This is a genomic window from Polaromonas sp. (assembly GCF_049790275.1).
Lineage (GTDB): Bacteria > Pseudomonadota > Gammaproteobacteria > Burkholderiales > Burkholderiaceae_C > Polaromonas.
The window spans coordinates 25952-47890 of sequence record NZ_JBAQYR010000100.1; the positions used below are offsets into that span (position 1 = coordinate 25952).

General features: G+C 62.7%; 26 protein-coding genes. 22 read left to right on the forward strand and 4 right to left on the reverse strand.

From position 1 onward, the window contains the following. Nucleotides 1-4 precede the first annotated feature (4 nt). The 3 genes from guaD (at nt 5) to dcd (ending at nt 3059) form a co-directional block, all read left to right on the forward strand. Entirely contained in the window at nt 5-1294 is a 1290-nt protein-coding gene (guaD, locus tag WA904_RS13560) for a guanine deaminase (RefSeq protein WP_425197653.1), read from the forward strand. Nucleotides 1295-1898: 604 nt separating this feature from the next. Further along, a complete protein-coding gene (locus WA904_RS13565; RefSeq protein WP_425197654.1) occupies nt 1899-2267 on the forward strand; it encodes an RNA recognition motif domain-containing protein in 369 nt (122 codons plus the stop codon). A gap of 219 nt (nt 2268-2486) precedes the next feature. After that, a complete protein-coding gene (gene dcd / locus WA904_RS13570) occupies nt 2487-3059 on the forward strand; it encodes a dCTP deaminase (RefSeq protein WP_293592825.1) in 573 nt (190 codons plus the stop codon). A 195-nt stretch (nt 3060-3254) separates the two neighbouring features. On the opposite strand, the gene WA904_RS13575 is transcribed toward dcd, so the two are convergent. Then, nucleotides 3255-3677, reverse strand: a complete 423-nt coding sequence (locus tag WA904_RS13575; protein WP_425197655.1) for a universal stress protein — start codon at nt 3675-3677, stop codon at nt 3255-3257. Between the two features lie 33 nt (nt 3678-3710). Beyond that, nucleotides 3711-4154 (reverse strand): universal stress protein, encoded by a 444-nt coding sequence (locus WA904_RS13580; RefSeq protein WP_425197656.1) that lies wholly within the window; start codon nt 4152-4154, stop codon nt 3711-3713. Nucleotides 4155-4261: 107 nt separating this feature from the next. Here WA904_RS13580 and WA904_RS13585 point away from each other — a divergent pair, with 107 nt between their 5' ends. The 10 genes from WA904_RS13585 to WA904_RS13630 all read left to right on the forward strand — a co-directional run bounded on the left by WA904_RS13585 (nt 4262) and on the right by WA904_RS13630 (nt 12834). Then, nucleotides 4262-6547: a heavy metal translocating P-type ATPase gene (locus tag WA904_RS13585; protein WP_425197657.1), complete on the forward strand. Its 2286-nt coding sequence runs from the start codon at nt 4262-4264 to the stop codon at nt 6545-6547. Further along, on the forward strand, nt 6548-6685 hold the full coding sequence (gene ccoS, locus WA904_RS13590; RefSeq protein WP_077595553.1) for a cbb3-type cytochrome oxidase assembly protein CcoS: 138 nt from the start codon (nt 6548-6550) through the stop codon (nt 6683-6685). It begins immediately after the preceding gene. A gap of 64 nt (nt 6686-6749) precedes the next feature. Further along, nucleotides 6750-8183 carry a cytochrome-c oxidase, cbb3-type subunit I gene (ccoN, locus tag WA904_RS13595; protein ID WP_425197658.1) on the forward strand — a complete coding sequence of 478 codons (1434 nt, stop codon included), beginning with the start codon at nt 6750-6752 and terminating at the stop codon, nt 8181-8183. Between the two features lie 13 nt (nt 8184-8196). Next, complete coding sequence (ccoO, locus tag WA904_RS13600) at nt 8197-8826, forward strand: cytochrome-c oxidase, cbb3-type subunit II (RefSeq protein WP_425197659.1); 630 nt, start codon at nt 8197-8199, stop codon at nt 8824-8826. Nucleotides 8827-8835: 9 nt separating this feature from the next. Then, a complete protein-coding gene (locus WA904_RS13605; protein WP_425197660.1) occupies nt 8836-8973 on the forward strand; it encodes a cbb3-type cytochrome oxidase subunit 3 in 138 nt (45 codons plus the stop codon). Between the two features lie 93 nt (nt 8974-9066). Then, nucleotides 9067-9987, forward strand: a complete 921-nt coding sequence (gene ccoP, locus WA904_RS13610) for a cytochrome-c oxidase, cbb3-type subunit III (protein WP_425197661.1) — start codon at nt 9067-9069, stop codon at nt 9985-9987. A gap of 13 nt (nt 9988-10000) precedes the next feature. Next, entirely contained in the window at nt 10001-11431 is a 1431-nt protein-coding gene (gene ccoG, locus WA904_RS13615; RefSeq protein WP_425197662.1) for a cytochrome c oxidase accessory protein CcoG, read from the forward strand. A gap of 34 nt (nt 11432-11465) precedes the next feature. Further along, nucleotides 11466-11741 carry a FixH family protein gene (locus WA904_RS13620; protein ID WP_425197663.1) on the forward strand — a complete coding sequence of 92 codons (276 nt, stop codon included), beginning with the start codon at nt 11466-11468 and terminating at the stop codon, nt 11739-11741. Between the two features lie 26 nt (nt 11742-11767). After that, a complete protein-coding gene (locus tag WA904_RS13625) occupies nt 11768-12049 on the forward strand; it encodes a hypothetical protein (RefSeq protein WP_077595546.1) in 282 nt (93 codons plus the stop codon). Between the two features lie 155 nt (nt 12050-12204). After that, nucleotides 12205-12834 (forward strand): phosphoribosyltransferase, encoded by a 630-nt coding sequence (locus WA904_RS13630; protein WP_425197664.1) that lies wholly within the window; start codon nt 12205-12207, stop codon nt 12832-12834. Nucleotides 12835-12868: 34 nt separating this feature from the next. On the opposite strand, the gene WA904_RS13635 is transcribed toward WA904_RS13630, so the two are convergent. After that, nucleotides 12869-13339: a universal stress protein gene (locus WA904_RS13635; protein ID WP_425197665.1), complete on the reverse strand. Its 471-nt coding sequence runs from the start codon at nt 13337-13339 to the stop codon at nt 12869-12871. A 141-nt stretch (nt 13340-13480) separates the two neighbouring features. On the opposite strand from WA904_RS13635, the gene WA904_RS13640 reads away from it, so the two are divergent. The 7 genes from WA904_RS13640 (at nt 13481) to WA904_RS13670 (ending at nt 19361) form a co-directional block, all read left to right on the forward strand. After that, nucleotides 13481-14950 (forward strand): PAS domain-containing sensor histidine kinase, encoded by a 1470-nt coding sequence (locus tag WA904_RS13640; protein ID WP_425197666.1) that lies wholly within the window; start codon nt 13481-13483, stop codon nt 14948-14950. Continuing rightward, a complete protein-coding gene (locus tag WA904_RS13645) occupies nt 14947-15591 on the forward strand; it encodes a response regulator (RefSeq protein WP_425197667.1) in 645 nt (214 codons plus the stop codon). Before WA904_RS13640 ends, WA904_RS13645 begins: the two co-directional genes overlap by 4 nt. A 91-nt stretch (nt 15592-15682) precedes the next feature. After that, nucleotides 15683-16522, forward strand: coding sequence for a universal stress protein (locus tag WA904_RS13650; RefSeq protein ID WP_425197668.1), 840 nt, complete (start codon nt 15683-15685; stop codon nt 16520-16522). A gap of 175 nt (nt 16523-16697) precedes the next feature. Next, the gene (locus WA904_RS13655) at nt 16698-17102 is read left to right on the forward strand and encodes a response regulator (protein WP_425197669.1); all 405 of its coding nucleotides are present in this window, start codon (nt 16698-16700) and stop codon (nt 17100-17102) included. 232 nt (nt 17103-17334) lie between these two features. Then, nucleotides 17335-18123 (forward strand): fumarate/nitrate reduction transcriptional regulator Fnr, encoded by a 789-nt coding sequence (fnr, locus tag WA904_RS13660; RefSeq protein WP_425197670.1) that lies wholly within the window; start codon nt 17335-17337, stop codon nt 18121-18123. A gap of 16 nt (nt 18124-18139) precedes the next feature. Then, nucleotides 18140-19063 carry a DnaJ C-terminal domain-containing protein gene (locus tag WA904_RS13665; protein WP_425197671.1) on the forward strand — a complete coding sequence of 308 codons (924 nt, stop codon included), beginning with the start codon at nt 18140-18142 and terminating at the stop codon, nt 19061-19063. Beyond that, the gene (locus WA904_RS13670; RefSeq protein WP_425197672.1) at nt 19044-19361 is read left to right on the forward strand and encodes a chaperone modulator CbpM; all 318 of its coding nucleotides are present in this window, start codon (nt 19044-19046) and stop codon (nt 19359-19361) included. The genes WA904_RS13665 and WA904_RS13670 overlap by 20 nt, the downstream gene beginning before the upstream one ends. 31 nt (nt 19362-19392) lie before the next feature. On the opposite strand, the gene WA904_RS13675 is transcribed toward WA904_RS13670, so the two are convergent. Then, nucleotides 19393-19725, reverse strand: coding sequence for an ArsR/SmtB family transcription factor (locus WA904_RS13675; protein ID WP_425197673.1), 333 nt, complete (start codon nt 19723-19725; stop codon nt 19393-19395). Between the two features lie 103 nt (nt 19726-19828). On the opposite strand from WA904_RS13675, the gene WA904_RS13680 reads away from it, so the two are divergent. After that, complete coding sequence (locus WA904_RS13680; RefSeq protein WP_425197674.1) at nt 19829-20689, forward strand: MBL fold metallo-hydrolase; 861 nt, start codon at nt 19829-19831, stop codon at nt 20687-20689. Nucleotides 20690-20854: 165 nt separating this feature from the next. Next, a complete protein-coding gene (locus WA904_RS13685; RefSeq protein WP_425197675.1) occupies nt 20855-21934 on the forward strand; it encodes an efflux RND transporter periplasmic adaptor subunit in 1080 nt (359 codons plus the stop codon). Nucleotides 21935-21939 lie beyond the last annotated feature (5 nt).

Below are 21939 nucleotides of genomic sequence, written 5' to 3' on the forward strand. Positions count from 1 at the left end.
GGGCATGAAAGCCTGGCGCGCCTCACTCCTTTACTTTGCCGGTCCAGCGAAGGCCGTGCTGGAGGCCGACGGCCTGCTCGTCGTGGGCCCGGACGCCGCAGGGCGCCAGGTGGTCCAGGCTGTGGGCGATTTCGCAGCCCTGGCCGGGCGTTATCCCGGGCTGGAGGTGCAGCACCTGCCGGGGCGCATCATTGCTCCCGGTTTTGTCGACATGCATATTCACTACCCGCAGCTCGACGTCATTGGCTCGCCCGCCGAAGGCCTGCTGCCGTGGCTGGAGAACTACACATTTCCGCATGAAAAACGCTTCTCGGCCCCCGACTACAGTGTCGAAGCGGCTATATTTTTCATAGCAGAATTGCTGCGCCATGGCGTCACGACAGCGCTGGCTTTCGCCACCTCGCATCCGGAATCCGTCGATGCGCTGCTGGGCGAAGCGCAGCGGCAGAACCTGCGCATGATCGCCGGCAAGGTGCTGATGGACCAGAACGCGCCCGACGGCGTGCGCGATGCCACCGAGCAAAGCCTGGTCGATACCGAGGCACTGATCTCGCGCTGGCACGGCGTGGACCGGCTCGGTTACGCGATCACGCCGCGTTTTGTGCCCAGCTGCAGCGAAGCGCAGTTGCGCGGTGCGGGCGAGCTGGCCGCCAAATATGCCGACGTGTGGATCCAGTCGCATGTGGCGGAGAACAGGGACGAGATTGCCTGGGTGCGCGCGCTGTACCCGCGGGCACGCAGCTACCTCAGCGTGTATGAACAGTTCGGCCTGCTGCGTCCGCGCGCCGTGTACGCGCATTGCATCCACATCGACGACGAAGACCGCGCGCTGCTGCGCGCCACCGGCACCGCCGCCGCCGTCAGCCCGACCAGCAACCTGTTTCTCGGCAGCGGCTTTTTTGACTACGCTGCTGCCGACCGCGCGGGGTTTCTGTACGGCCTGGCCAGCGACGTGGGCGGCGGTACTTCGTTCAGCCCGTTTCACACCATGCTCGCTGCCTATTACGTGGGCAGGGAAGGGCAGACCAAACCGGGCGTGTCGCTAAATCCGCAGCAGCTGTGGTGGCAACACACCGGTGGCGCGGCCCGGGCGCTGGGCCTGGAAGGCGTGGTGGGCAACCTGCTGCCCGGTTGTGAGGCCGATTTTGTTGTACTCAACCCGCAGGCCACACCGCTGCTGGCGCGCAAGACGGCACAGGCCGGCAGCCTGGACGAGCTGCTGTTCGCGCTGATCGTGCTGGGCGACGACCGCGTGGTCGAGCAAACCGTGATTTCGCAGGCGCTGACGGCCTGAGAGCAGCTGATCCGGAATTCGCAAGCTTAATCCGCTTCCAGTCCTGATGGAGCAAGCGCAGCAAGCTATTAAAAGAAGAGCAGATTGTGGACCTGGGCGGAAACGCTTCTCCGGGTTTGATAAGCCGTCCATGGGCGCTTGTCTGTGCTGACGGTGCTGCGGATCAGGGTCTGATTGCACACGCCGTTTGTCCGGCATGTCCTGCGCCTTGCAGGCCGATACACAAGATAACCAAGCGTCATTCCCCAATCGGGAGTAAAATACGTCCGCTGTTGCAATTTGCTTACCTTTGCAGCAACTGTAGTCTGACACGGTTCGTGGCACCTCATTGCCACCCCGCACCTTTTGGCCGATAGTTCCGGCCCTCCCGGTCGTCAAACTCCCCCAGCGGCGAGCTTCACCCCCGGTCTCTTTTTTTTTCCTCCCGACCGAATTTATGACCTGGGCCAGGTGCCGGATTGATTTCCGGTCCATGGAACCCAGTCCACCTGTACGCTGGCTCCGGCCAGGCGTCAGTTTCGTTGACCGGCTTTCTAACCAGAGCCGTCATACCCGCTTCGTGCGTTTGATTCAAGTGCGCAAGCTTTTTTTGAAAGGTCCCAAAATGGGCAAGAAACTTTACGTCGGCAACCTCTCCTACTCGGTGAACGACGATTCCCTGCAACAACATTTCTCTGAATTTGGCACGATCTCGTCGGCCAAAGTCATGATGGACCGCGACAGCGGCCGCTCCAAGGGCTTCGGCTTTGTGGAGATGTCCAGCGACGCTGAAGCCCAGGCGGCCATCAGTGGCATGAACGGCAAGTCCGTTGATGGCCGTGACATGGTGGTCAATGAAGCCCGTCCCATGGAGCCGCGCACCGGTGGCTTCGGTGGTGGTGGCGGCGGCGGTCGTCGCGAAGGCGGCGGCGGTGGTTATGGTGGTGGCGGCGGCGGTGGTGGCGGCTACGGCGGCGGCCGCAACAACTACTGAAGTCTTCACCTCAGTTCAGAAAACCGGCAACCCTGCCGGTTTTTTTTTCGCCTGGTGCAGCCATGCGTCCGGGACGCAGACGAGTGTTTCCTTGATGCTGAATTGGTCATCAACCTTTAGTGGGCGGGCGCAAGCAGCTATCAAATGCATAGTAATCCGAGGCCGTCCGGACCGTCCGGCGGCTTGCCTACAATCGAGCCAAACTGAGGAAACTTTGGCATGAGCATCAAAAGCGACAAATGGATACGCCGCATGGCCGAGACCACCGGCATGATTGAACCCTTCGAACCGGGCCAGATACGCGAAAGCGAAGGCAAGAAAATCATCAGCTACGGCACCAGCAGCTACGGCTACGACATCCGATGCGCACCCGAGTTCAAGGTCTTCACCAACATCCACAGCACGGTCGTCGATCCGAAGAATTTCGACGAGAAGAGTTTTGTCGACTTCCATGGCGACAGCTGCATCATTCCGCCGAACAGCTTTGCGCTGGCCCGTACGCTGGAATATTTCCGCATCCCGCGCAATGTGCTGACCATCTGCCTGGGCAAGAGCACCTATGCGCGTTGCGGCATCATCGTCAACGTCACGCCTTTCGAGCCTGAGTGGGAAGGGTATGTGACGCTGGAGTTTTCCAACACTACGCCGCTGCCGGCCAGGATCTATGCCGGTGAAGGCTGCGCGCAGGTGCTGTTCTTCGAGAGTGACCCCGATGACGTCTGTGAGGTCAGCTACAAGGACCGCGGCGGGAAGTACCAGGGCCAGGTCGGGGTGACCTTGCCCAAGGCCTGAGCTGACTGCTGTCCGGCACGCTGATCAGCGCGGCGGCATGTTCATGGCCGAATAGCCCAGACTCACGGTGCGGAATCGGCTGCTGCCTCGTCGTTGATGATGGGCACTGCGTCGTGCCACGACACCTCGTCGGCCTGCCACAAGCTTGAGGCCATGGGCCTTCCCGGGGCTTCTGCCCCAAGGACGGCTTCCGTCTTACTTGACCAGCAGGACGGGAATATCCGAGTCGGTGACCACGCGCTGGGCGACGCTGCCCATGACGGCTCTGCCCAGGAGGCCGTGGCCGTGGGTGCCCATGACGATCATGTGGGCCTTTTCGCGTTTGGCGGCACGCAGGATCTCTACTGTGGGCGAGCCCACGACAGCCAGCGTTTTGAATGCAATCTTGTGGCGCTTAAGAAAGCGTTCGATGAGCGCCAGCACCTTTTGCGATTCCTCCGCGTGGAAGGCCGCGACTTCTGCGGAGCCGAGCATGGCCCTGACGCGTCCGGGTACCGGCGCCTGCACATTGAGCACGACCACCTCGTCGTCCGGACCGGCCAGGCTTTCATGGGTAACAAGAAAAGCCAGGGCCTTTTTGGTGTATTTGCTGCCATCGGCGGCGAACAGGACTTTCATTCTTCTTTTCTCCTTGTGCTTGATGGCGCCAGTTTAGCGCAACACCAGCACGGGAACGCTGCTGTGCGTCAGCACATGCTGGGTCTCGCTGCCAAGCAGAATGCGTTTGATGCCCTTGCGTCCATGGGAGGCCATGACGACCAGGTCGCATTTCTGTTTTTTCACGGCGCTGATGATCGATTCGGCCACCAGGTCGGAAGACGCGATGACCGCCCTGGCCTTGATGCCTTCGCCTTGCGCTGCGACTTTGACGGCCTCCACCACGGCCTTGCCCTTGTCTGCCCATTGTTTCTCGATGCGGGCCACGTCTTGCGACGAAATGGTGACACCTCCTTCGAAATAGCTGACGGGGTACCGGGGTACCACGTAAAGTGCGACCAGTTCCGCGCCGATGGCGCCGGCCAGATCAATGGCGCTGCGCACGGCCTTCTTCGAAAGTGTGGAACCGTCGGTAGCGACGAGGATGCGTTTGTACATGTCGGTCTCTCCTGGGTTGATGCGACGTTCGCAGCTTAGGGCTGGCATTGTCCCGCACGCTTGATCCATGTCAAGCGGGTGCGCCTGTCCGACGGTAGGCTTGCCCCATGCAAACTGCCACCCTTTCGCTCAACAGCGACGCCTCCCGGCAGGCCTCGCGCTGGTCCGCGCTGGATGAACGCGCCGAGTGGGAGGGGTTCAGCCGTCCGCTGTCCGGACGGCCAGGCCTCTGGGAGTCCTACCTCGCAATCGAGGGCATGCACTGTGCGGCCTGTTCGCTCACGGTCGAGGAGGTGCTGCAAAAACTCCCTGGCGTCGAGAGCGTGCAGGTCAATGGTGCCAGCGCCGTGGCCCGTCTGACCTGGGCGCCAAGTCAGGGCATGCCATCAGCCTGGCTTGCCGCACTGCAGCGAGCCGGTTACGGCGCCTTGCCTGCGGGCGACATGCTGGCCGCAGCGCCGCGTATTCAGGCCCAGCGCATGATGCTCTGGCGCTGGCTGGTCGCGGGCTTTTGCATGATGCAGGTGATGATGTATGCCTTCCCGGCTTACATTGCCGAGCCGGGCGATATCTCGGCCGAGGCACAAGGGCTGCTGCGCTGGGCTTCCTGGGTGCTGACCTTGCCGGTGGTGCTGTTTTCCTGCTGGCCATTTTTTTCTGCGGCGCTGCGTGACCTGCGCAACCGGCGCATCGGCATGGACGTGCCGGTGGCGCTGGGCATCCTCATCGCGTTCGGTGCCAGTTCGGCCGCCACGTTCGATCCGGCTTCACCCTGGGGCGCCGAGGTCTGGTACGACTCGGTCACCATGTTTGTATTTTTCCTGTTGTCCGGGCGCCTGCTCGAGCAGCGTTTGCGCGACCGCACCGCTGGTTCGCTGGAGGCGCTGATGCGCAGCTTGCCCGACAGCGTGGAGCGGCAGGGCGCCGATGGCATGTTTGAGCGCGTCCCAGTGCGTCGCCTTGTTCCGGGCGACCTGATCCGCCTCCTGCCCGGTGATGTTGTTCCTGCCGACGGGACGGTGACCGCGGGTGAAAGCCAGGTTGACGAGGCGCTGCTTACCGGTGAATCCACGCCGCTGCAGCGGCGCACCGGTAGCGCGGTGATTGCCGGTAGCCACAACCTGAGCGGCATGCTCATGGTCCAGGTGGAGCGTGCCGGGACCGGGACGCGTTATGCCGCCATGGTGGCCCTCATGGAGCAGGCCTCGGTGCAGAAGCCGAGGCTGGCGCGTATTGCCGACCGCATTGCCGGACCTTTTGTTCTGCTGGTGTTGCTGGCCAGCGCTGCCGCCGCTTTCTGGTGGTGGCCGAGTGACCCGGCCCATGCGATTGGCGTGGCCGTGGCTGTGTTGATCGTGACCTGTCCGTGCGCGCTGTCGCTGGCCACGCCGGCTGCAACTCTGGCCGCTGCAGGTGCGCTCGCGCGGCGCGGTGTGCTGGTGCGCCGGCTGGAGGCGCTGGAGAGCTGCGCGGCGGTGGACACGGTGGTGTTCGACAAGACCGGCACGCTCACCCAGGACCGCATGAACGTGACTGTCAGCCGGACCCGTGAAGGCCTTGACCTGGTGCAGGCCTTGCGGATGGCGGCAGCATTGGCGCAGCATTCCCTGCATCCCCTGTCGAAGGCGATTGTTCAGGCTGCAGGCGCCGTGCCTGAGCCCGCGACGGATGTGACCGAAGTGCCCGGCCAGGGGCTGCAGGGTCGCGTCCTTTCCGGTGCCGGCGCAAAGCTGCACGCCGTGCGGCTGGGGTCGGCCGCCTTTTGCGGGGTGCCGCCATCTGCCCAGGCGGTCGACGGCCCCCAGGTGCATTTGTCGGATGAAGCCGGCTGGCTCGCCAGCTTCGACATGGACGAGGTCTTGCGGCCGGAGGCCAGGGCATCAGTGGGTGCGCTGCAGGCTCTGGGTCTGCAGGTGCAACTGCTCTCGGGTGACCTGATGGCCGCTGTGGCTCGGCTGGCTTCGCGCGCAGGCATCGACGAAGCCTGGGGGCAACATACGCCAGAAGCCAAACTGGCCCATGTGCGCGGGCTACAGCAGCGCGGCCGGCGTGTGGTCATGGTTGGCGACGGCATGAATGACGGGCCGGTGCTGGCCTGTGCCGATGTGTCCGTCGCCATGGGCCAGGCTGTGCCGCTGGCACAGGCCAAGTCTGACTTTATTGTTCTGGGCGGCCAGCTGGCGGCCGTGCCTGCGTTGCTGCGGCATGCGCACCGCGCCCATGCCATCGTGCGCCAGAACCTGTGGTGGGCAGCCTTGTACAACGCGGTGTGCGTGCCGCTGGCTGTTCTCGGCTTCATGCCTGCCTGGCTGGCCGGCCTGGGCATGGCGGCCAGCTCGCTGCTGGTGGTGCTCAATTCAGCGCGGCTGGCCCGCATGCCGGAGACCTTCTGAATGGACATTCTTTTTCTTCTGATTCCCCTGTCCGTCATTCTTGCGTTGCTGATCATCGCCGGGCTGGGCTGGGCTGTCTGGCGTGGCCAGTTCGACGCATTGGAGCAGGAAGGCGAGCGAATTCTGCGTTCGGATTGACTTTCATCAACTCAGACCCTCCTCCCGGCAGGGACACTTGAGGCATCACTTAAACAGGTGCTTCATGAACGACAAACAAACATCCGCCGCGATCTATGACGACACCGTCGTCCGGCAGTTCTCCCTGATGGCCGTGGTCTGGGGCGTGGTGGGCATGCTGGTGGGGCTGTTCATCGCCGCCCAGCTGGCGTGGCCAGAGCTCAACTTCGGCATTCCCTGGCTCAGCTATGGTCGCCTGAGGCCTTTGCATACCAACGCCGTGATCTTCGCCTTCGGCGGTTGCGCGCTGATCGGCAGCAGTTATTACGTGGTCCAGCGCACCTGTCATGTGCCGCTGTTTGCCGGCAAGCTCGCTTCGTTCACGTTCTGGGGCTGGCAGGCGGTGATTGTCGCTGCAGCGGTCAGCCTGCCGCTGGGTTACACCCAGGGCAAGGAATACGCGGAACTCGAATGGCCCATCGACATCCTGATCACCCTGGTATGGGTGGCCTATGCGATTGTTTTCTTCGGCACCATCGGCATCCGCAAGGTCAGGCACATTTATGTTGCGAACTGGTTCTATGGTTCTTTCATTCTTGCCGTGGCAATCCTGCATATCGTCAACAGCGCCGTGGTGCCGGCTGACTGGATGAAGTCCTACTCGGCTTATGCCGGCGTGCAGGACGCGATGATCCAGTGGTGGTACGGGCACAACGCGGTTGGCTTCTTTCTCACCGCCGGTTTCCTCGGGATGATGTATTACTTCGTCCCCAAGCAGGCCGAGCGTCCGGTCTACAGCTATCGGCTGTCCATCGTGCACTTCTGGGCACTGATCTTCACCTACATGTGGGCCGGCCCGCACCACCTTCACTACACGGCCCTGCCGGACTGGACGCAGTCGGTCGGCATGGTGTTTTCGCTGATCCTGCTGGCGCCCAGCTGGGGCGGCATGATCAACGGCATCATGACGCTGTCGGGTGCCTGGCACAAGCTGCGTGATGATCCGGTGCTGCGTTTCATGATCGTGTCGCTGTCCTTCTACGGCATGAGCACTTTCGAAGGCCCGATGATGTCCATCAAGACGGTCAATGCGCTGTCGCACTACACAGACTGGACCGTGGGCCATGTGCATTCGGGTGCGCTGGGCTGGGTGGGGCTCATCTCGATGGGCACGCTCTACTACCTGATTCCGCGTCTCTTTGGCCAGAAGCAGATGTATTCGGTCAAGGCGATCGAGGCTCATTTCTGGATAGCCACCATTGGCATCGTGTTCTATATCGCCGCGATGTGGATCGCCGGTGTGATGCAGGGCCTGATGTGGCGCGCCATCAACGCAGACGGCACGTTGACCTACACCTTTGTCGAGTCGGTCAAGGCGACGTATCCCTTCTATGTGGTCCGCGTGATCGGCGGCGTGCTTTATCTGAGCGGCATGCTGATCATGGCCTGGAATACCTGGATGACCGTGGCCAGGGGACGCTCGGTCAGCGTCATGGTGCCCGCACCCGTCCACGCCTGAAGAAAGCTCTACCATGACTGAAAAAAACACCTCCAATGCCGGCTTCACTCACGAGAAGGTCGAGACCAACAACTTCCTGATGATCGTCCTGATCCTCCTGGTGATTGCCGTGGGCGGCCTGGTCGAGATCGTGCCGCTGTTCTTCCAGAAATCCACCACCGAGCCGATCCAGGGCATCAAGCCCTACACAGCGCTGCAGCTCGCCGGGCGCGACATCTATGTCCGTGAAGGCTGCTACAACTGCCATTCGCAGATGATCCGGCCCTTCCGTGCAGAAACACTACGGTATGGCCATTATTCGGTGGCCGGCGAGTTTGTCTATGACCATCCCTTCCAGTGGGGCAGCAAGCGAACCGGGCCCGATCTGCACCGCGTGGGCGGCAAATACAGTGACGAGTGGCATCGCATTCACCTGACCAACCCGCGTGATGTGGTGCCCGAGTCCAACATGCCGGCCTATCCCTGGCTCGAGAAAAACACGGTCAATCCTGCCGGGATGGCGCCCCGCATGAAAGCCTTGCGCATGGTCGGTGTTCCCTACACCGATGCGGAGGTCACGCAGTCGGCCCAGGACGTTGCCAGCAAAACCGAAATGGACGCCCTGGTTGCCTATCTGCAGGTGCTGGGTCGGACGCTCAAATAAGGAACCATGATGGACGTGACTACCCTGCGAATCATCGCAACCTTGGTGAGTTTTGCCACCTTCATAGGCATCTGGTTCTGGGCTTTTTCGCACCGCAACAAGGCCCGCTTCGACGAGGCTGCCCGCCTCCCGTTCGAGCAGGACTGACTGGAACAAGACCATGGACCACCCGATTCACATTTTCCCGTTGACCTCCAGGCCGGCCACCGCCTGTGCCGGGGCAGCGGGTCAGGAGACCTCATGAGCGATTTCAATGGAAACTTCTGGTCGGTGTATGTCGCCGTCCTGACCTTGGTCAGCATACTGGCCTGTGTGCTGCTGCTTTGGATCACCGCCCGCAAGAAGATGGTGGCTCGCAGCGACAACACCACCGGCCACGTCTGGGACGGCGACCTGCGCGAGATGAACAACCCCATGCCCCGCTGGTGGATGTGGATGTTCGTGTTGAGCATCGTCTTCGGCTTGGCCTACCTGGTGATTTATCCCGGCCTGGGCAGTTATGGTGGCCAGCTGGGCTGGAGCACCCGTGGCGAGTACACCGCCGAGGTGGCGCGCGCCAACAAGGATCTGGAACCGCTGTATGCCCAGTTCACCGCCAAGCAGCCTCCCGAGCTGGCTGGCGACCCTGCGGCGATGGCTGTGGGTGAACGCCTGTTCATGAACAACTGTGCCCAATGTCATGGGTCGGATGCGCGCGGCAGCAAGGGCTTTCCGAACCTGGCGGATGCGGACTGGCTGCACGGCGGCATGCCCGCAAAAATTGCGGAGACGCTGACAGCAGGCCGGCAGGGCAATATGCCGCCCATGGCAGCGGCCGTCGGCACGCCTGATGATGTCAAGAACGTGGCCAACTACGTGCTTAGCCTGTCCGGCAGTCCGCACGATTCTGTGCGTGCACAACTTGGCAAGGCGAAATTCACCGCCTGCGCCGCCTGCCACGGCATGGACGGCAAAGGCAACCAGGCGCTGGGTGCGCCGAACCTGACTGATGACATCTGGCTGCACGGTTGGGGCGAGCAGGCCATCGTCACCATGATCAACAAAGGCAAGGTCAATGAAATGCCGGCCCAGGCAGGCAAGCTGACCGAGGCCCAGATTCAGGTACTGACTGCTTACGTCTGGGGCCTTTCGAACAAGCCCGTCCCGGCGGCGAAACTCTGAACCGGAGGGTCGTTTGCAACCGTCGTCCGCCCGCAAGATCATTCCCATTGTTCCCGTGGGAGGTGACGATGCACCCGAGTCGCTGTACGAATCACAGAAGAAAATCTATCCGCGCTCGGTCAGCGGCCTGTTTTCGCGCTGGCGCTGGGGCTTTGTTTTCCTGACCCAGCTGGTGTTCTACGGCCTTCCATGGCTGGAATGGGGCCAGCGGCAGGCGGTGCTCTTCGATCTGGGGGCGCGCCGGTTTTACATCTTCGGCCTCGTCCTTTACCCGCAGGATTTCATTTATCTGACAGGCTTGCTGGTTGTCAGCGCGCTGTCTCTGTTTCTTTTCACTGCCGTGGCGGGGCGCCTGTGGTGCGGCTTTGCCTGCCCGCAGACGGTGTACACCGAAATCTTTCTCTGGATTGAACGCAAGGTGGAGGGCGACCGCAGCGCACGCATGCGGCTGGATGGCGCACCGATGTCGGCACAAAAACTCGGCAAGAAGTGGCTCAAGCACGCGCTGTGGATCAGCCTGGCAATGTGGACCGGCTTCACCTTTGTCGGCTTCTTTTCACCGATCCGCGAACTGGGCATGGATTTCCTGAAGATGGACATCGGGCCATGGGAAGCGTTCTGGGTGTTCTTCTACGGCTTTGCGACTTATGGCAATGCCGGTTTCATGCGCGAACAGGTGTGCAAATACATGTGCCCGTACGCGCGCTTCCAGAGCGCCATGTTTGACCGCGATACGCTGATCGTGAGCTACGACACGGCGCGTGGCGAGCCGCGTGGTGCCCGTTCACGCAAGGCTGATGCTGCGGCCCTGTCATTGGGCGCCTGCGTGGACTGCACCTTGTGCGTGCAGGTCTGCCCGACTGGTATCGACATTCGTGAAGGCCTGCAGTACGAATGCATAGGATGCGCGGCGTGTGTCGATGTCTGTGACACGGTCATGGACAAGATGAACTACCCGCGTGGCCTCATCCGCTTCAGTACCCAGGCAGCGATGGCGAACAAGTGGAGCGGCCCGCAAATTGTCAAGCGTGTGCTGCGGCCGCGTGTGCTTGTCTATGGTGCCGTGCTGCTCGCCTTGTGCGTGGGTCTGCTCTGGAGCCTGGTGGCCCGTACGCCCCTCAAGGTGGACGTCGTGCGCGACCGCGCCGCGCTGTCCCGTATTGTTGCCGGGGGCAAGCTCGAAAACGTCTACCGCCTGCAGATCATGAACGCCACCGAGCAGCCGCAGCGCTACCGCATCGCCGCCGCCGGGCTCGAGGGCTTGGTGCTGGCATCGGATGCTGAAGTGGATGTCGGCCCGGCTGAGTCGCGCTGGGTTGCGGTGCGCTTGCAGATTCCTTATGGTTCCGCCACCCCCGGCTCGCATCCGATCGAGTTCAGCATAGGTGATGCGGCAGGCCAGTCCCATCTGGCTGAGAAGTCGGTATTTCTCGTTCCGCGCTGATGAAACAGGCAACAACAGATTCAAGGAGTCCCTCATGAGCCATTTGATTCAAGCTCCCCCGGTGGCCGCCTCTCCCTGGTGGAAACACGGCCACGTCTGGCTGCTGATTGCTGGCCCTGCCGCCGTGGTTGTGGCTGCTTTCGCCACTGCCTGGATAGCCGTCAGCAACCCGGACCCGGTGGTGGCGGAAGACTATTACCGTCGCGGCGTCGAGATCAACAAGACGCTGGCGGCACGGGACAAAGCGTTGATGCCGGCCTTGCAGGGCCGCAACCATGCAGCTACGCCGCCAGTCGCCGGCGCTCGCTGATTCATACGCATTCCAAGGAGACAGCCATGTGGAGCCAGAAACTGATGTGGATCGCGTGGCCTGCGTTCCTGGGGGCGTGCGCGCTGGAACTGCTGGTTTTTGCCATGGTTGATCCGGGTGACCTCCATTGGTCGGGTGAGCCGCTGAGACTCTCGCGCCAGGGCGTGTACACCGCTGCCTTTTTTGTGTTCTGGGCGATCTGCCTGGTCTCCAGCGCGCTGACCAACCTGCTTGGCATGTCATCGGCCGAGGTCAATCGCTGTCCCGTGCTTCCGGGCGAACGTCCGGACAGTTGCCGGCCGCAATAGCCCTGCGCTCAGGCTTGGCTGCAGCTTGCAGGCAGGCGCGTCGTTCGGCCTGTTGCGCCTGCGGCGAGAGGATGCCGGCGCGTTGACCTGAGTCAATCCTTGCGGTACGCGTTTGCTCCAGACTCAAACCAATTTCAAGGGAGTCCAGAAACGCCATGTTTGCCGATCGGTTCGCTGCCGGGTATGCATTGGCCAGAAAACTTCTGGCTTATGCGGGGCGCAGCGATGTTGTTGTGCTGGCCTTGCCGCGCGGGGGAGTGCTGGTGGGTTGGGAAGTGGCCACTGCACTGAGTGCCCAGCTCGACTTTCTGATTGTGAGCAAGCTCGGTGTGCCGCATCGTCCCGGGCTGACCTTGGGAGCCGTTGCCAGTGGCGGTGCGTGTTACATCAATCCACAGGCCGTGGCGGGCAGCGGCCTGACTCCGCAGCAGCTGGAGCAACTCATTGCAACCGAAAGCCGCGAACTGGCGCGGCGGGACGCGGGTTATCGGGGTTCGCGGCAGCCTGTGCGCATCGAAGGCCGCACGGTGATCGTGGTCGATGACGGCCTGGTAACCGGAGCGTCGATGTGCGCCGCCTTGCTGGCTCTGCGAGCTTCCAAGCCGGCGTGGATCGTGGTGGCGGTGCCGGTCGCGCCTCCTGGAGCCCAGGAGCGTATCGGGACGGCCGCCGATGAATTTGTCTGTGCCCTGAGTCCTGCGGATTTCAGCCGTGTCGGGCAGTATTACCAGAACTTCGAGCCTCCCAGCGACGAGGAAGTGCGCGCCTTGCTGGCCAGGGCCTGAGGCGATACCGGCCGCCTTCCTGCCGCGTGGCGTTTCAGCCTGGTTTGGTTTTGCTGTTCTCAGCCGAACGAACGACGAGTACAGGCACCGGTGCCTGCCGGAGGATCTGTTCGGCGCCGCTGCCCAGCAGGGCGCGGCCAACGCCGCGTCGCCCATGCGTGCCCAGGACGATCAGGTCGGCGTTCCACTCCCGGGCGGCTCCTGCAATCACCTCGGGAAGTCGTTCGCCAAGTTTGTCGAACAGCATCGAGTCGGCTTGCACGCCGGCCGCCTTGGCGATGTCCAGGCCATCATGGAGGATGTGGTTTCCGGCTTCCTGCATGATCCCGAGCAGGTCGCCCGAATATCCCCCGAACTGCTCGTAACCGGCAAGATAGGTCAGATCCTCCAGCACGTGCGCCAGGCGTACGCTGCCACCGCCTTCTCTGGCAAGCTGCAGCGCGGCTACCAAGGCCTTGTTGGATGTTTCGCTGCCGTCCACGGGCACGAGTATTCGCTTGTACATGACTGCTCCTTGAGGTTCAGGGATAAAGATCCAGTCTGAGTCGGACACCGGGGAGGGGGGTTGATGTGGGTCAACCGTATCCAGCTATTCCCCCACGGCCTCTGGGTAAATGAATACTTTCGTTGATTGCTACACTGGGCCATGGTTTCCTCCCTGACGGACAGTCTCGATGCGAATTCCCGGGCTTATAACCCGGGCAGCGCGGCCGCATTGCTGGCCGGCGTGCTCGACTCGGCCATGGACGCCATCATCACGGTGGACGAACAGCAAAACATCATTCTGTACAACCGTGCCGCCGAGAAGATTTTCGGCTGGCCCCGCGAGGAGGTTTTGCACCAGTCCCTCCACAGGCTGATTCCCGACCGGTTCCGGCAGGACCATGCCCAGTATGTGGCGCGTTTTGGAACTACCGGGGCGACGTCCAGGCGCATGGGGACGCTCAATGTCATTTACGGTCTGCGCGCCAACGGTGAGGAATTTCCGCTGGATGCATCCATTTCCCATCTGGACACGCCCGACGGGAAACTTTTCACCGTGATCCTGCGTGATATCACGGAGCGGCTCCAGGCCCAGGAAGAGCATTTGCGGCTCGCAGCCCTTCTGGACTCAGCCATGGACGGGATCATCACCGTGAACGAGGCGCAGTCCATCGTGCTGTACAACCGGGCGGCTGAAAAAATCTTTGGCTGGCCCGGTGAGCAGGCCTTGGGCCAGCCCTTGAACAAGCTGATACCCGAACGCTTCCGAGCCAGCCACGGGGCGCATATTCAGCGTTTCTCTGCAACCGGCGTGACGTCCAGGCGCATGGGTGATGGCACCGTGATTTACGGCTTGCGCGCCAGTGGCGAAGAGTTTCCGATGGATGCCTCGATCTCCCAGCTCGGTACAGCGGACGGAATGCTCTATACCGTGATCCTGCGCGATGTGACCGAACGCGTCCGTGCGCAGGAGGAGCGCATTGCCTTTGCCGCGGCTGTCAATTTGGCGCGTGAAGAGGAAAAAACACGCGTGGCGCGCGAGCTGCACGACGAACTGGCCCAGTCCATGACCGCCCTGAAGATGGACACGATCTGGGTGCGCGACAACACACTTCCTGCATCCGGTGCGGCCAACGCTAAGCTGACGGACATGCTGGCCATGGTGGACGGCATGGTCGCTTCAACTCGGCGCATTGCTGCAGATCTGCGCCCGCTGCTGCTTGACGACCTGGGCCTGTTGGCGGCGATTGAATGGCTGGCTCACAACTTCATCCAGCGTACCGGCGTGAGCTGTACGCTTTCGGCGGATGAAGACCTGGAACTTCAGGAACCCTACGCCACGGCAGTCTTCCGGATCGTGCAGGAGGCGCTGGCCAATGTGGCCAAACACGCTGACGCGACCCAGGTTACTGTGGCTATTGACATGCTCCCCGGCGTGATCTCGCTGACGGTGCACGACAATGGCCGCGGCTTTTCCACCGAAGAGCCGCGCAAGCCGCAATCGCTGGGGCTGATGGGTTTGCAGGAGCGGGCGCTGCTGCTCAAGGGAACAGTCGACATCCACAGCGCGCCGGGGCAGGGCACACGCGTCGAGGTGAGTATTCCATTGCCCGAAGGAGAGCACGCCCCATGATCAGTATCGTGATCGCCGATGACCATGCGATCGTTCGCGAAGGCCTCAAGCGTATCGTCTCATCCGCGGATGACCTGCGTGTGGCGGGTGAGGCGGCCGACGGAACGGAGGTCATGCAGCGGGTGCGCGAATCCGACTTCGATGTACTGGTGCTGGATCTGTCCATGCCGGGTCGCAGCGGCATGGAACTGATCAAGCTGGTTCATGCCGAGAAGCCCAGGCTGCGTATTCTTGTGCTCAGCATGCACCAGGAGCTGCAGTATGCCGTGCGCGCCATCAAGTCCGGTGCCAGCGGTTACCTGACCAAGGAAAGCGCGCCGGCACAGCTGGAGCAGGCCATACGCAAGATCGCCGCGGGTGGCGCCTTCATCAGCGCCGAGGTGGCGGAGCAACTGGCCCTGAGCGCCATGCCGGGCGGGACTTCCGCGCCGCATGAGTCGCTGTCGAACCGGGAGTTCGAAGTGTTTCGCCTGATCGCGGCCGGTGTATCGGTGACGGACATAGCCACCCGCCTGAAGCTTTCCGTCAAGACCATCAGTACCCACAAAGCCAACCTGATGCAGAAAATGGGGTTGCAAAACCAGAGCGACCTGATCCGCTACGCCATCAAGCACGGCGTGTCGGACCCGCTGGATCCCTGACCCTGTTTTCGATGGGGCTTGACTTCTGTCAAGCCCGCGGTAATGCATGTCCCCTAAGGTGAGGGGAACGCAATGACCAAGGAGACGGCCCATGACGACATCCCTGAAACAACTGCTTGTTCACCTGGACGCTTCGCCGCAGGCAGCGCAACGCCTGGAGGCGGCGTGCCGCATCGGTCAGGCGCACGGCGCCGCCGTCACGGCGCTTTACGCGGTGACGCCCGGTTTCGTGGAGTTACCCTTTGCACCGGAGATCGGGCCGGGCGTGGCGGCATCCCTGCAGGAGAGGGACGACGGATTGCGCACGCGGGCCCGGGCTGCATTTGACAGGGTGCTTGCGGCACACGGCATGAAAGCGGCATGGGCCGAAGTGGGCAACGATCCCATCATGGGTGTATTTGCCCAGCAGGCCCTGTACGCAGACCTGCTGGTGCTGGGGCAAGCGGCCCCGGCGGAAAAGCGGGCGGACGGCGTGCCCGCCGACTTTGTCGAGACGGTGCTGGCATCCAGCGGCAAACCGGCCCTGGTCCTGCCCTATATCGGCACCTCATCAACCCTTGGTGAGACGGTGGTGGTGGCCTGGAAACCGACACGCGAGGCGGCCCGGGCCGTCAGCGCTGCCCTGCCCCTGCTGCAGCGGGCCAGGCAGGTTCATGTCCTTTCCTGGTCGGACGAGGATGAGGCGGTCGGCGGTGAAGGGTTGAGCCTGGGCGGCTATCTACAGCTGCACGGCGTGAAGACCATCTGGCATCAGGAGACACAGGAGCCCGATCTGCTTGGTGAACTCCTCCTTTCGCGTGCCTTTGACCTGGAGGCCGACCTGCTGGTGATGGGCTGTTATGGCCACAGCCGCGCACGCGAATGGGTGCTGGGCGGTACGTCCCGCACGGTGCTGCGCTCCATGACCCTGCCGGTGCTGATGGCGCATTGAAGTTGCAGTGAGAGTGCCGGTCCACGGCTCACGCGGCCGGTACCTGGGGCCTTGATGCGCTAGGAATATTCCTAGCAGGGCTCGGAAGGGAAGCGCCCCTAATCCGGACTTCTCCGAGGGGTTCATTCAGCCGCAGCCTATGGTTTCCGGCCCCGGCTCCGGCCACAGTAGAGCCATGTCTCAAAGCTTGGTTCCCGTCAAAGTTTTTCTCGCCGACGACTCGGTTCCCATCCGGGACCGCGTCGCCGCCATGCTCGAAGCAAGCGCCATCGCAGTGGTGGGCCAGGCCGGGACGCCACAGGCATCCATAGACGGCATCCTGGCCACTTCACCCGATGTGGTGGTGCTCGACGTCCAGCTCGAAGGCGGCCAGGGCCTGGAGGTTCTGCGGGCCATTCGCCAGGCAACGCCGGTTGTCGCATTTGTGGTGTTCAGCAGCAACTCCGGCCCGGCTTACCGCAAGCGGTATGCGGCCGAGGGTGCCGAGGTGTTTCTTGATAAAAGCACCGAATTTGACCAGCTCGTGGACGTCGTCAAAAAAGCGTCGCGCCCCGGGTCTGCACTGATTTCGGCTCACTGAAGGAGAACGCCGTGCCCAGTGCAACTCCCATCACCATCAGGCGGCCTGCACCCGACTTTGCGAAAACCGCCGCGAAGGCTGAGTGTGCCAGCGCACAGACGGCTGCTGATCCATGGGCGCAACCTGCCCTCAAGAGGTGGCCGCCACTGTTTGCACCGTCCTTGCACGTCCACCATCACCTGGGCGTCCTTACGCCCCACGCATTTAATACCCCAGCTTCAAGGAGAACCTCATGTCCGCAGCCACCATGCATACCATGACCGCCCCCATTCGGGTCATTCCTCGTCAGGCAGCCCTGGTTTCGGGATCGGTTGCCCCGCTCGTCACACATTGTTCCACCTGCCATCTGCGCGACCTGTGCTTGCCTTGTGGCCTGGCGGGCAGCGACGTGGAGCGCCTGGATGACCTGATGTTCAGCCGCCGCAAGGTGAAGGCCAGCCAGACCCTGTACCGTGAGGGCGATCGCTTCCAGTTTATTTATGCGGTGCGCAGCGGTACTTTCAAGTCCAGCCTGACGCTGGCCGATGGTCGTGAGCAGGTGGGCGGGTTTTACATGGCCGGTGAGCTGATGGGCCTGGACGGCGTGGCCAATGGTTCGCACGCCAGCAGCACCACCGCGCTGGAAGACACCGAAGTCTGCGCCATTCCCTTTGCCCATTTTGCCGAAGTCGCGGCCGGCAATCCCGGCATGCAGCACGTGGTTACCCGGCTGATGAGCCGCGAGATCGTGCGGGAGCACAGCCTCATGGTGTTGCTCGGCAGCATGAATGCCGAGGAGAGGCTGGCGGCTTTTCTGCTGAATTTGTCACAGCGCCTGAAGGCGCGGGGTTACTCGGCCAGCGAGTTTCACCTGCGGATGTCGCGTGCCGAGATCGGCAGCTACCTCGGCATGACGCTGGAGACCGTCAGCCGGACTTTCTCGGCTTTCCAGCAGCAGCGCCTGCTGGAAGTGGACAAGCGGCACATCCGCATCACCGACCTGGATGGCCTGACCCGGGCTTTCGAGACACGCGTCCATTGACGCGGCGCGCGGCGCCATGAAATACAAGGACTACTACGCAACGCTGGGTGTGCCGCGCGATGCGGATGCCGAACAGATCAAGAAGGCCTATCGCAAACTCGCGCGCCAGCATCACCCGGATGTGTCCAGTGCGCCTGAAGCCGAGGCTCGTTTCAAGGAGGCCGGCGAGGCCTACGCGACACTGAAGGATCCTGAAAAGCGCGCGGCCTACGACCAGCTGGGCCGCCGCCCCGCAGGCGAAGAGTTCGCGCCGCCACCACAGTGGAGCCACGACTTTGCGAACGACCAGGCGTTCGAAGGTGTCGATCTGGCGGATCTGCTGGCCGCCATGGGACGGGGGCGCGGTCCGTCCCGCGGTCCTGTTCCCCTGCACGGGCGCGACTATGAAACCAGCGTCCGCATTCCGCTGGAGGATGCCCATCGCGGCACCAACGTCAGTCTGGAGCTTGCTGACGGGGAAGGGGGGCGCACGCTGGAAGTCACCATTCCGCCGGGCACCACGGATGGCCAGAAATTGAGGCTGCGCGGCAAGGGCGGAAAAGGCCGCAACGGTGGAGCTGACGGAGACATTTACCTTCACATCACGCTGGCGCCGCATCCCGTGTTTCGCGCCGACCATCACGACCTGCATTTCAACCTGGCACTCGCTCCCTGGGAGGCGGCACTGGGTGCGGACGTGGAGGTGCCGACGCTGGACGGGCCGGTGATGCTCACCGTGCCGCCGGGAACACGTTCGGGCCGGAGGCTGCGGCTGCGTGGCAGGGGCATGGCCAATGGCCGTGAGGGTCGGGGTGACCTTTACGCCACCGTGCATATCGATGTGCCCGCCACATTGTCCGAACGCGAGCGGGAACTGTTCAGGGAACTGGCAACGACCTCGCATTTCAACCCGCGCGTGCTTGCGGGCAAGGAGAAGTCTCATGGAACAGCAACTGCTTGACGTTGCCTGGCTTGATGCACGCGAGGTGATCACTCTGGCCGAGCTGGCACGGATCTGCGCCCTGAGTCCGGCTGAGCTGGATGAGCTGGTGGACGATGGCGTCCTGGTGCCGCTGGAGCACGCCCGGCAGGAACGCCTGTTCAGCGCCGAATGTGTGATGCCCCTGCGCACGGCCAGCAAGCTGCGCCAGGATTTCGACCTGGACCTGTTCACGGTTGGGCTCCTGCTTGGCTACCTGAACCGTATCGAGGCGCTGGAGCGCCAGGTGCGGACATTGAAGGCGCACATGCCGGACTGACAGCCGTCAGACCGTGGCCGGGTGCTGATATTCAGCGCTTCTTTTTTGTGGGCACGCTGCAAAATTGGTCGTACAGCACCCCCAGCACGCTCAGCGCCTGCGGGCTGTCGATCTGGTAATAAATGGACTTGCCGTCGCGACGGGTACTGACCAGGCCCTCGTCGCGCAACACGCCCAGCTGCTGCGACAGCGTGGGTTGCATGACACCGACAAGTTCCTCCAGTTCGCCCACGCGCATCTCGCCCTGTGCCAGCTGGCACAGCAAGAGCAGGCGATCCGGATTGGAAAGCACTTTCATCAGGCGACAGGCCGCATCGGCGGAACTGCGCAGGCTGCCGAGATCCATCACTGTGTCCGCGGGCATGGGATGCACTCCTTTTGATTTTCGACAATGACATTATATTTACATATATAATGTTTGTAAATAGAATGTTAAAACTGAAATCGAACAAGCAGGAGAGTAGAACATGACACCCATCGTCACAAGCTTTTTTGATCCTGACACCTGGACTGTCAGCCATGTGGTCTACGAGAAGACGGGGGCGCCCTGCGCCATCATTGATTCCGTCCTTGACTATGACCCGAAGTCTGGGCGCACCCGCACCGCCTCGGCAGACAAGCTGGTGGCGTTTGTGCATGCGCAAAACCTGCAGGTGGCTTGGATTCTCGAAACCCATGCCCACGCGGACCACCTCTCGGCTGCGCACTACCTGCGCGGGAAGCTGGGCGGGAAAATCGCCATCGGCGCGGCCATCACCCAGGTGCAGGATGTCTTCAAGCGTGTTTTCAACCTTGAACCCGGATTCCGGGCCGACGGGCACCAGTTCGATCACCTGCTGCAAGACGGCGAGACCTTTGCCGTCGGCGCCCTGCAGGCCCAGGCTTTGTCGGTTCCCGGGCACACCCCGGCCTGCATGGCCTATCGCATCGGCGATGCGGTGTTCGTCGGCGACACCCTGTTCATGCCCGATGTGGGAACAGCCCGTTGTGATTTCCCGGGTGGAGACGCACCTGCCCTGTACCGTTCGGTGCGCAGGCTGCTCAGCCTGCCGCCCGAGACCCGCCTGTTCATGTGCCATGACTACCCGCCCGAGGAGCGGTCCCCCGTCTGGGAAACCACGGTGGCCGAGCAGCGCGCCAAAAACATCCATGTGCATGACGGCGTGAGTGAAGAAACGTTCGTGAAGATGCGTACTGCCCGCGACGCCACGCTTGACATGCCCACCTTGATCCTGCCTTCGGTGCAGGTCAATATCCGCGCCGGCGAGCTGCCGCCAACCGAAGACAACGGCGTGTCCTATCTCAAGATTCCCCTCAATGCGCTGTGATTCAACACCGTTCCTTCATCGGCAGAAAGTGATGCGATACCGGAAATGCGACGGGAGATTGATGTGACGCAAATGCGGGAGCAGCGCCTGAACACACCATGGGTAAACAGGCGGTCGGCCTGCACGGCAACGGGCGATGGCCGCACGCATGACAAAGGAAACATGATGAAAATTTTTAAGCTTCCGGTTTTTCAGGCGCTGGCCGTGGTGTCGGGCCTGGCGCTCAGCGCGGGTCCAACGCTGGCCACCACAGCCGTTGAGGTACCTGTGGTGCAGATCCGCGCACAGGCAGTGCCCACCGGTTTCGAGCTCGACGGTCTGGTCCAGCCGGTGCAGCAAAGCACCTTGTCGGCACAGGCGTCGGGACGGGTGGCGTCGCTGCTGGTGAAGGCCGGCGACCGTGTTCGTGCCGGGCAGTTGCTGGCCACCATCGATGACCGGGAGACCCTGACCGGTGTCCAGCGCAGCCAGGCACAGGTGGCGCAGGCCGAGGCGGAATTGCGTAATGCCCGGGCGAACGCCGAACGCTCGCGGGAATTACAGGCCATGGGTTTTGTCAGCAAGGCCGCGCTTGACACCGCCAATACCCAGCTCAGCGCCGCACAGGCCGGACGCGACTCGGCGGTCGCCGGAGGCCGGCAATCGGCGCTGGCGCAGGGCTTCACGCGCGTGACCGCGCCTTACGACGGCTGGGTGTTGCAGACCCTGAGCGAAGCCGGCGACCTGGCCTTGCCGGGTACGCCCCTGCTGACGCTGTACGCGCCCCTGCCTTTGCGTGCAGTAGTGCAGGTGCCGGCGTCGCTGGGCGAGATCGCTCGTTCGGCGAGTCAGGTGGAAATCCAGATTCCGGCCGGAAAGTCCGCGTCGCCGCAGTGGCTGGTGCCGGTGGCGCGCAGCGTGCTGCCATCGGCGGACCCGGTGTCCCAGACCATCGAGTGGCGGCTGGAGCTGCCGACGGCCGGTGCGGGCGGTCTGGTGCCCGGCCAGCAGGTGCGTGTGCGTTTTGTCGGCGGCGCTTCGGACCGCATGGTCGTTCCGGTCGCCGCAGTGATGCGGCGCGGAGAGCTGACAGCCGTGTATGTGGCGGCAGGCCAGGGTTTTGCCCTCAGGGCAGTCCGCCTCGGTGCCGACCATGGAACGGCGGGTGTGGAAGTGCTGGCTGGTCTTTCAGCCGGTGACAGCGTGGCGCTGGACCCGGTGCGTGCCGGTCTGTCCGGTGCCCGTCCGCAGACCGCTGCGCGCTGAGGTGG

Bases quoted from the DNA above. Each gene is read 5' to 3' on its own strand.
- guaD (WP_425197653.1), top strand. From the start codon at position 5: ATGAAAGCCTGGCGCGCCTCACTCCTTTACTTTGCCGGTCCAGCGAAG.
- WA904_RS13565 (WP_425197654.1), top strand. From the start codon at position 1,899: ATGGGCAAGAAACTTTACGTCGGCAACCTCTCCTACTCGGTGAACGAC.
- dcd (WP_293592825.1), top strand. From the start codon at position 2,487: ATGAGCATCAAAAGCGACAAATGGATACGCCGCATGGCCGAGACCACC.
- WA904_RS13575 (WP_425197655.1), bottom strand. From the start codon at position 3,677: ATGAAAGTCCTGTTCGCCGCCGATGGCAGCAAATACACCAAAAAGGCC.
- WA904_RS13580 (WP_425197656.1), bottom strand. From the start codon at position 4,154: ATGTACAAACGCATCCTCGTCGCTACCGACGGTTCCACACTTTCGAAG.
- WA904_RS13585 (WP_425197657.1), top strand. From the start codon at position 4,262: ATGCAAACTGCCACCCTTTCGCTCAACAGCGACGCCTCCCGGCAGGCC.
- ccoS (WP_077595553.1), top strand. From the start codon at position 6,548: ATGGACATTCTTTTTCTTCTGATTCCCCTGTCCGTCATTCTTGCGTTG.
- ccoN (WP_425197658.1), top strand. From the start codon at position 6,750: ATGAACGACAAACAAACATCCGCCGCGATCTATGACGACACCGTCGTC.
- ccoO (WP_425197659.1), top strand. From the start codon at position 8,197: ATGACTGAAAAAAACACCTCCAATGCCGGCTTCACTCACGAGAAGGTC.
- WA904_RS13605 (WP_425197660.1), top strand. From the start codon at position 8,836: ATGGACGTGACTACCCTGCGAATCATCGCAACCTTGGTGAGTTTTGCC.
- ccoP (WP_425197661.1), top strand. From the start codon at position 9,067: ATGAGCGATTTCAATGGAAACTTCTGGTCGGTGTATGTCGCCGTCCTG.
- WA904_RS13620 (WP_425197663.1), top strand. From the start codon at position 11,466: ATGAGCCATTTGATTCAAGCTCCCCCGGTGGCCGCCTCTCCCTGGTGG.
- WA904_RS13625 (WP_077595546.1), top strand. From the start codon at position 11,768: ATGTGGAGCCAGAAACTGATGTGGATCGCGTGGCCTGCGTTCCTGGGG.
- WA904_RS13630 (WP_425197664.1), top strand. From the start codon at position 12,205: ATGTTTGCCGATCGGTTCGCTGCCGGGTATGCATTGGCCAGAAAACTT.
- WA904_RS13635 (WP_425197665.1), bottom strand. From the start codon at position 13,339: ATGTACAAGCGAATACTCGTGCCCGTGGACGGCAGCGAAACATCCAAC.
- WA904_RS13640 (WP_425197666.1), top strand. From the start codon at position 13,481: ATGGTTTCCTCCCTGACGGACAGTCTCGATGCGAATTCCCGGGCTTAT.
- WA904_RS13645 (WP_425197667.1), top strand. From the start codon at position 14,947: ATGATCAGTATCGTGATCGCCGATGACCATGCGATCGTTCGCGAAGGC.
- WA904_RS13650 (WP_425197668.1), top strand. From the start codon at position 15,683: ATGACGACATCCCTGAAACAACTGCTTGTTCACCTGGACGCTTCGCCG.
- WA904_RS13655 (WP_425197669.1), top strand. From the start codon at position 16,698: ATGTCTCAAAGCTTGGTTCCCGTCAAAGTTTTTCTCGCCGACGACTCG.
- fnr (WP_425197670.1), top strand. From the start codon at position 17,335: ATGTCCGCAGCCACCATGCATACCATGACCGCCCCCATTCGGGTCATT.
- WA904_RS13665 (WP_425197671.1), top strand. From the start codon at position 18,140: ATGAAATACAAGGACTACTACGCAACGCTGGGTGTGCCGCGCGATGCG.
- WA904_RS13670 (WP_425197672.1), top strand. From the start codon at position 19,044: ATGGAACAGCAACTGCTTGACGTTGCCTGGCTTGATGCACGCGAGGTG.
- WA904_RS13675 (WP_425197673.1), bottom strand. From the start codon at position 19,725: ATGCCCGCGGACACAGTGATGGATCTCGGCAGCCTGCGCAGTTCCGCC.
- WA904_RS13680 (WP_425197674.1), top strand. From the start codon at position 19,829: ATGACACCCATCGTCACAAGCTTTTTTGATCCTGACACCTGGACTGTC.
- WA904_RS13685 (WP_425197675.1), top strand. From the start codon at position 20,855: ATGAAAATTTTTAAGCTTCCGGTTTTTCAGGCGCTGGCCGTGGTGTCG.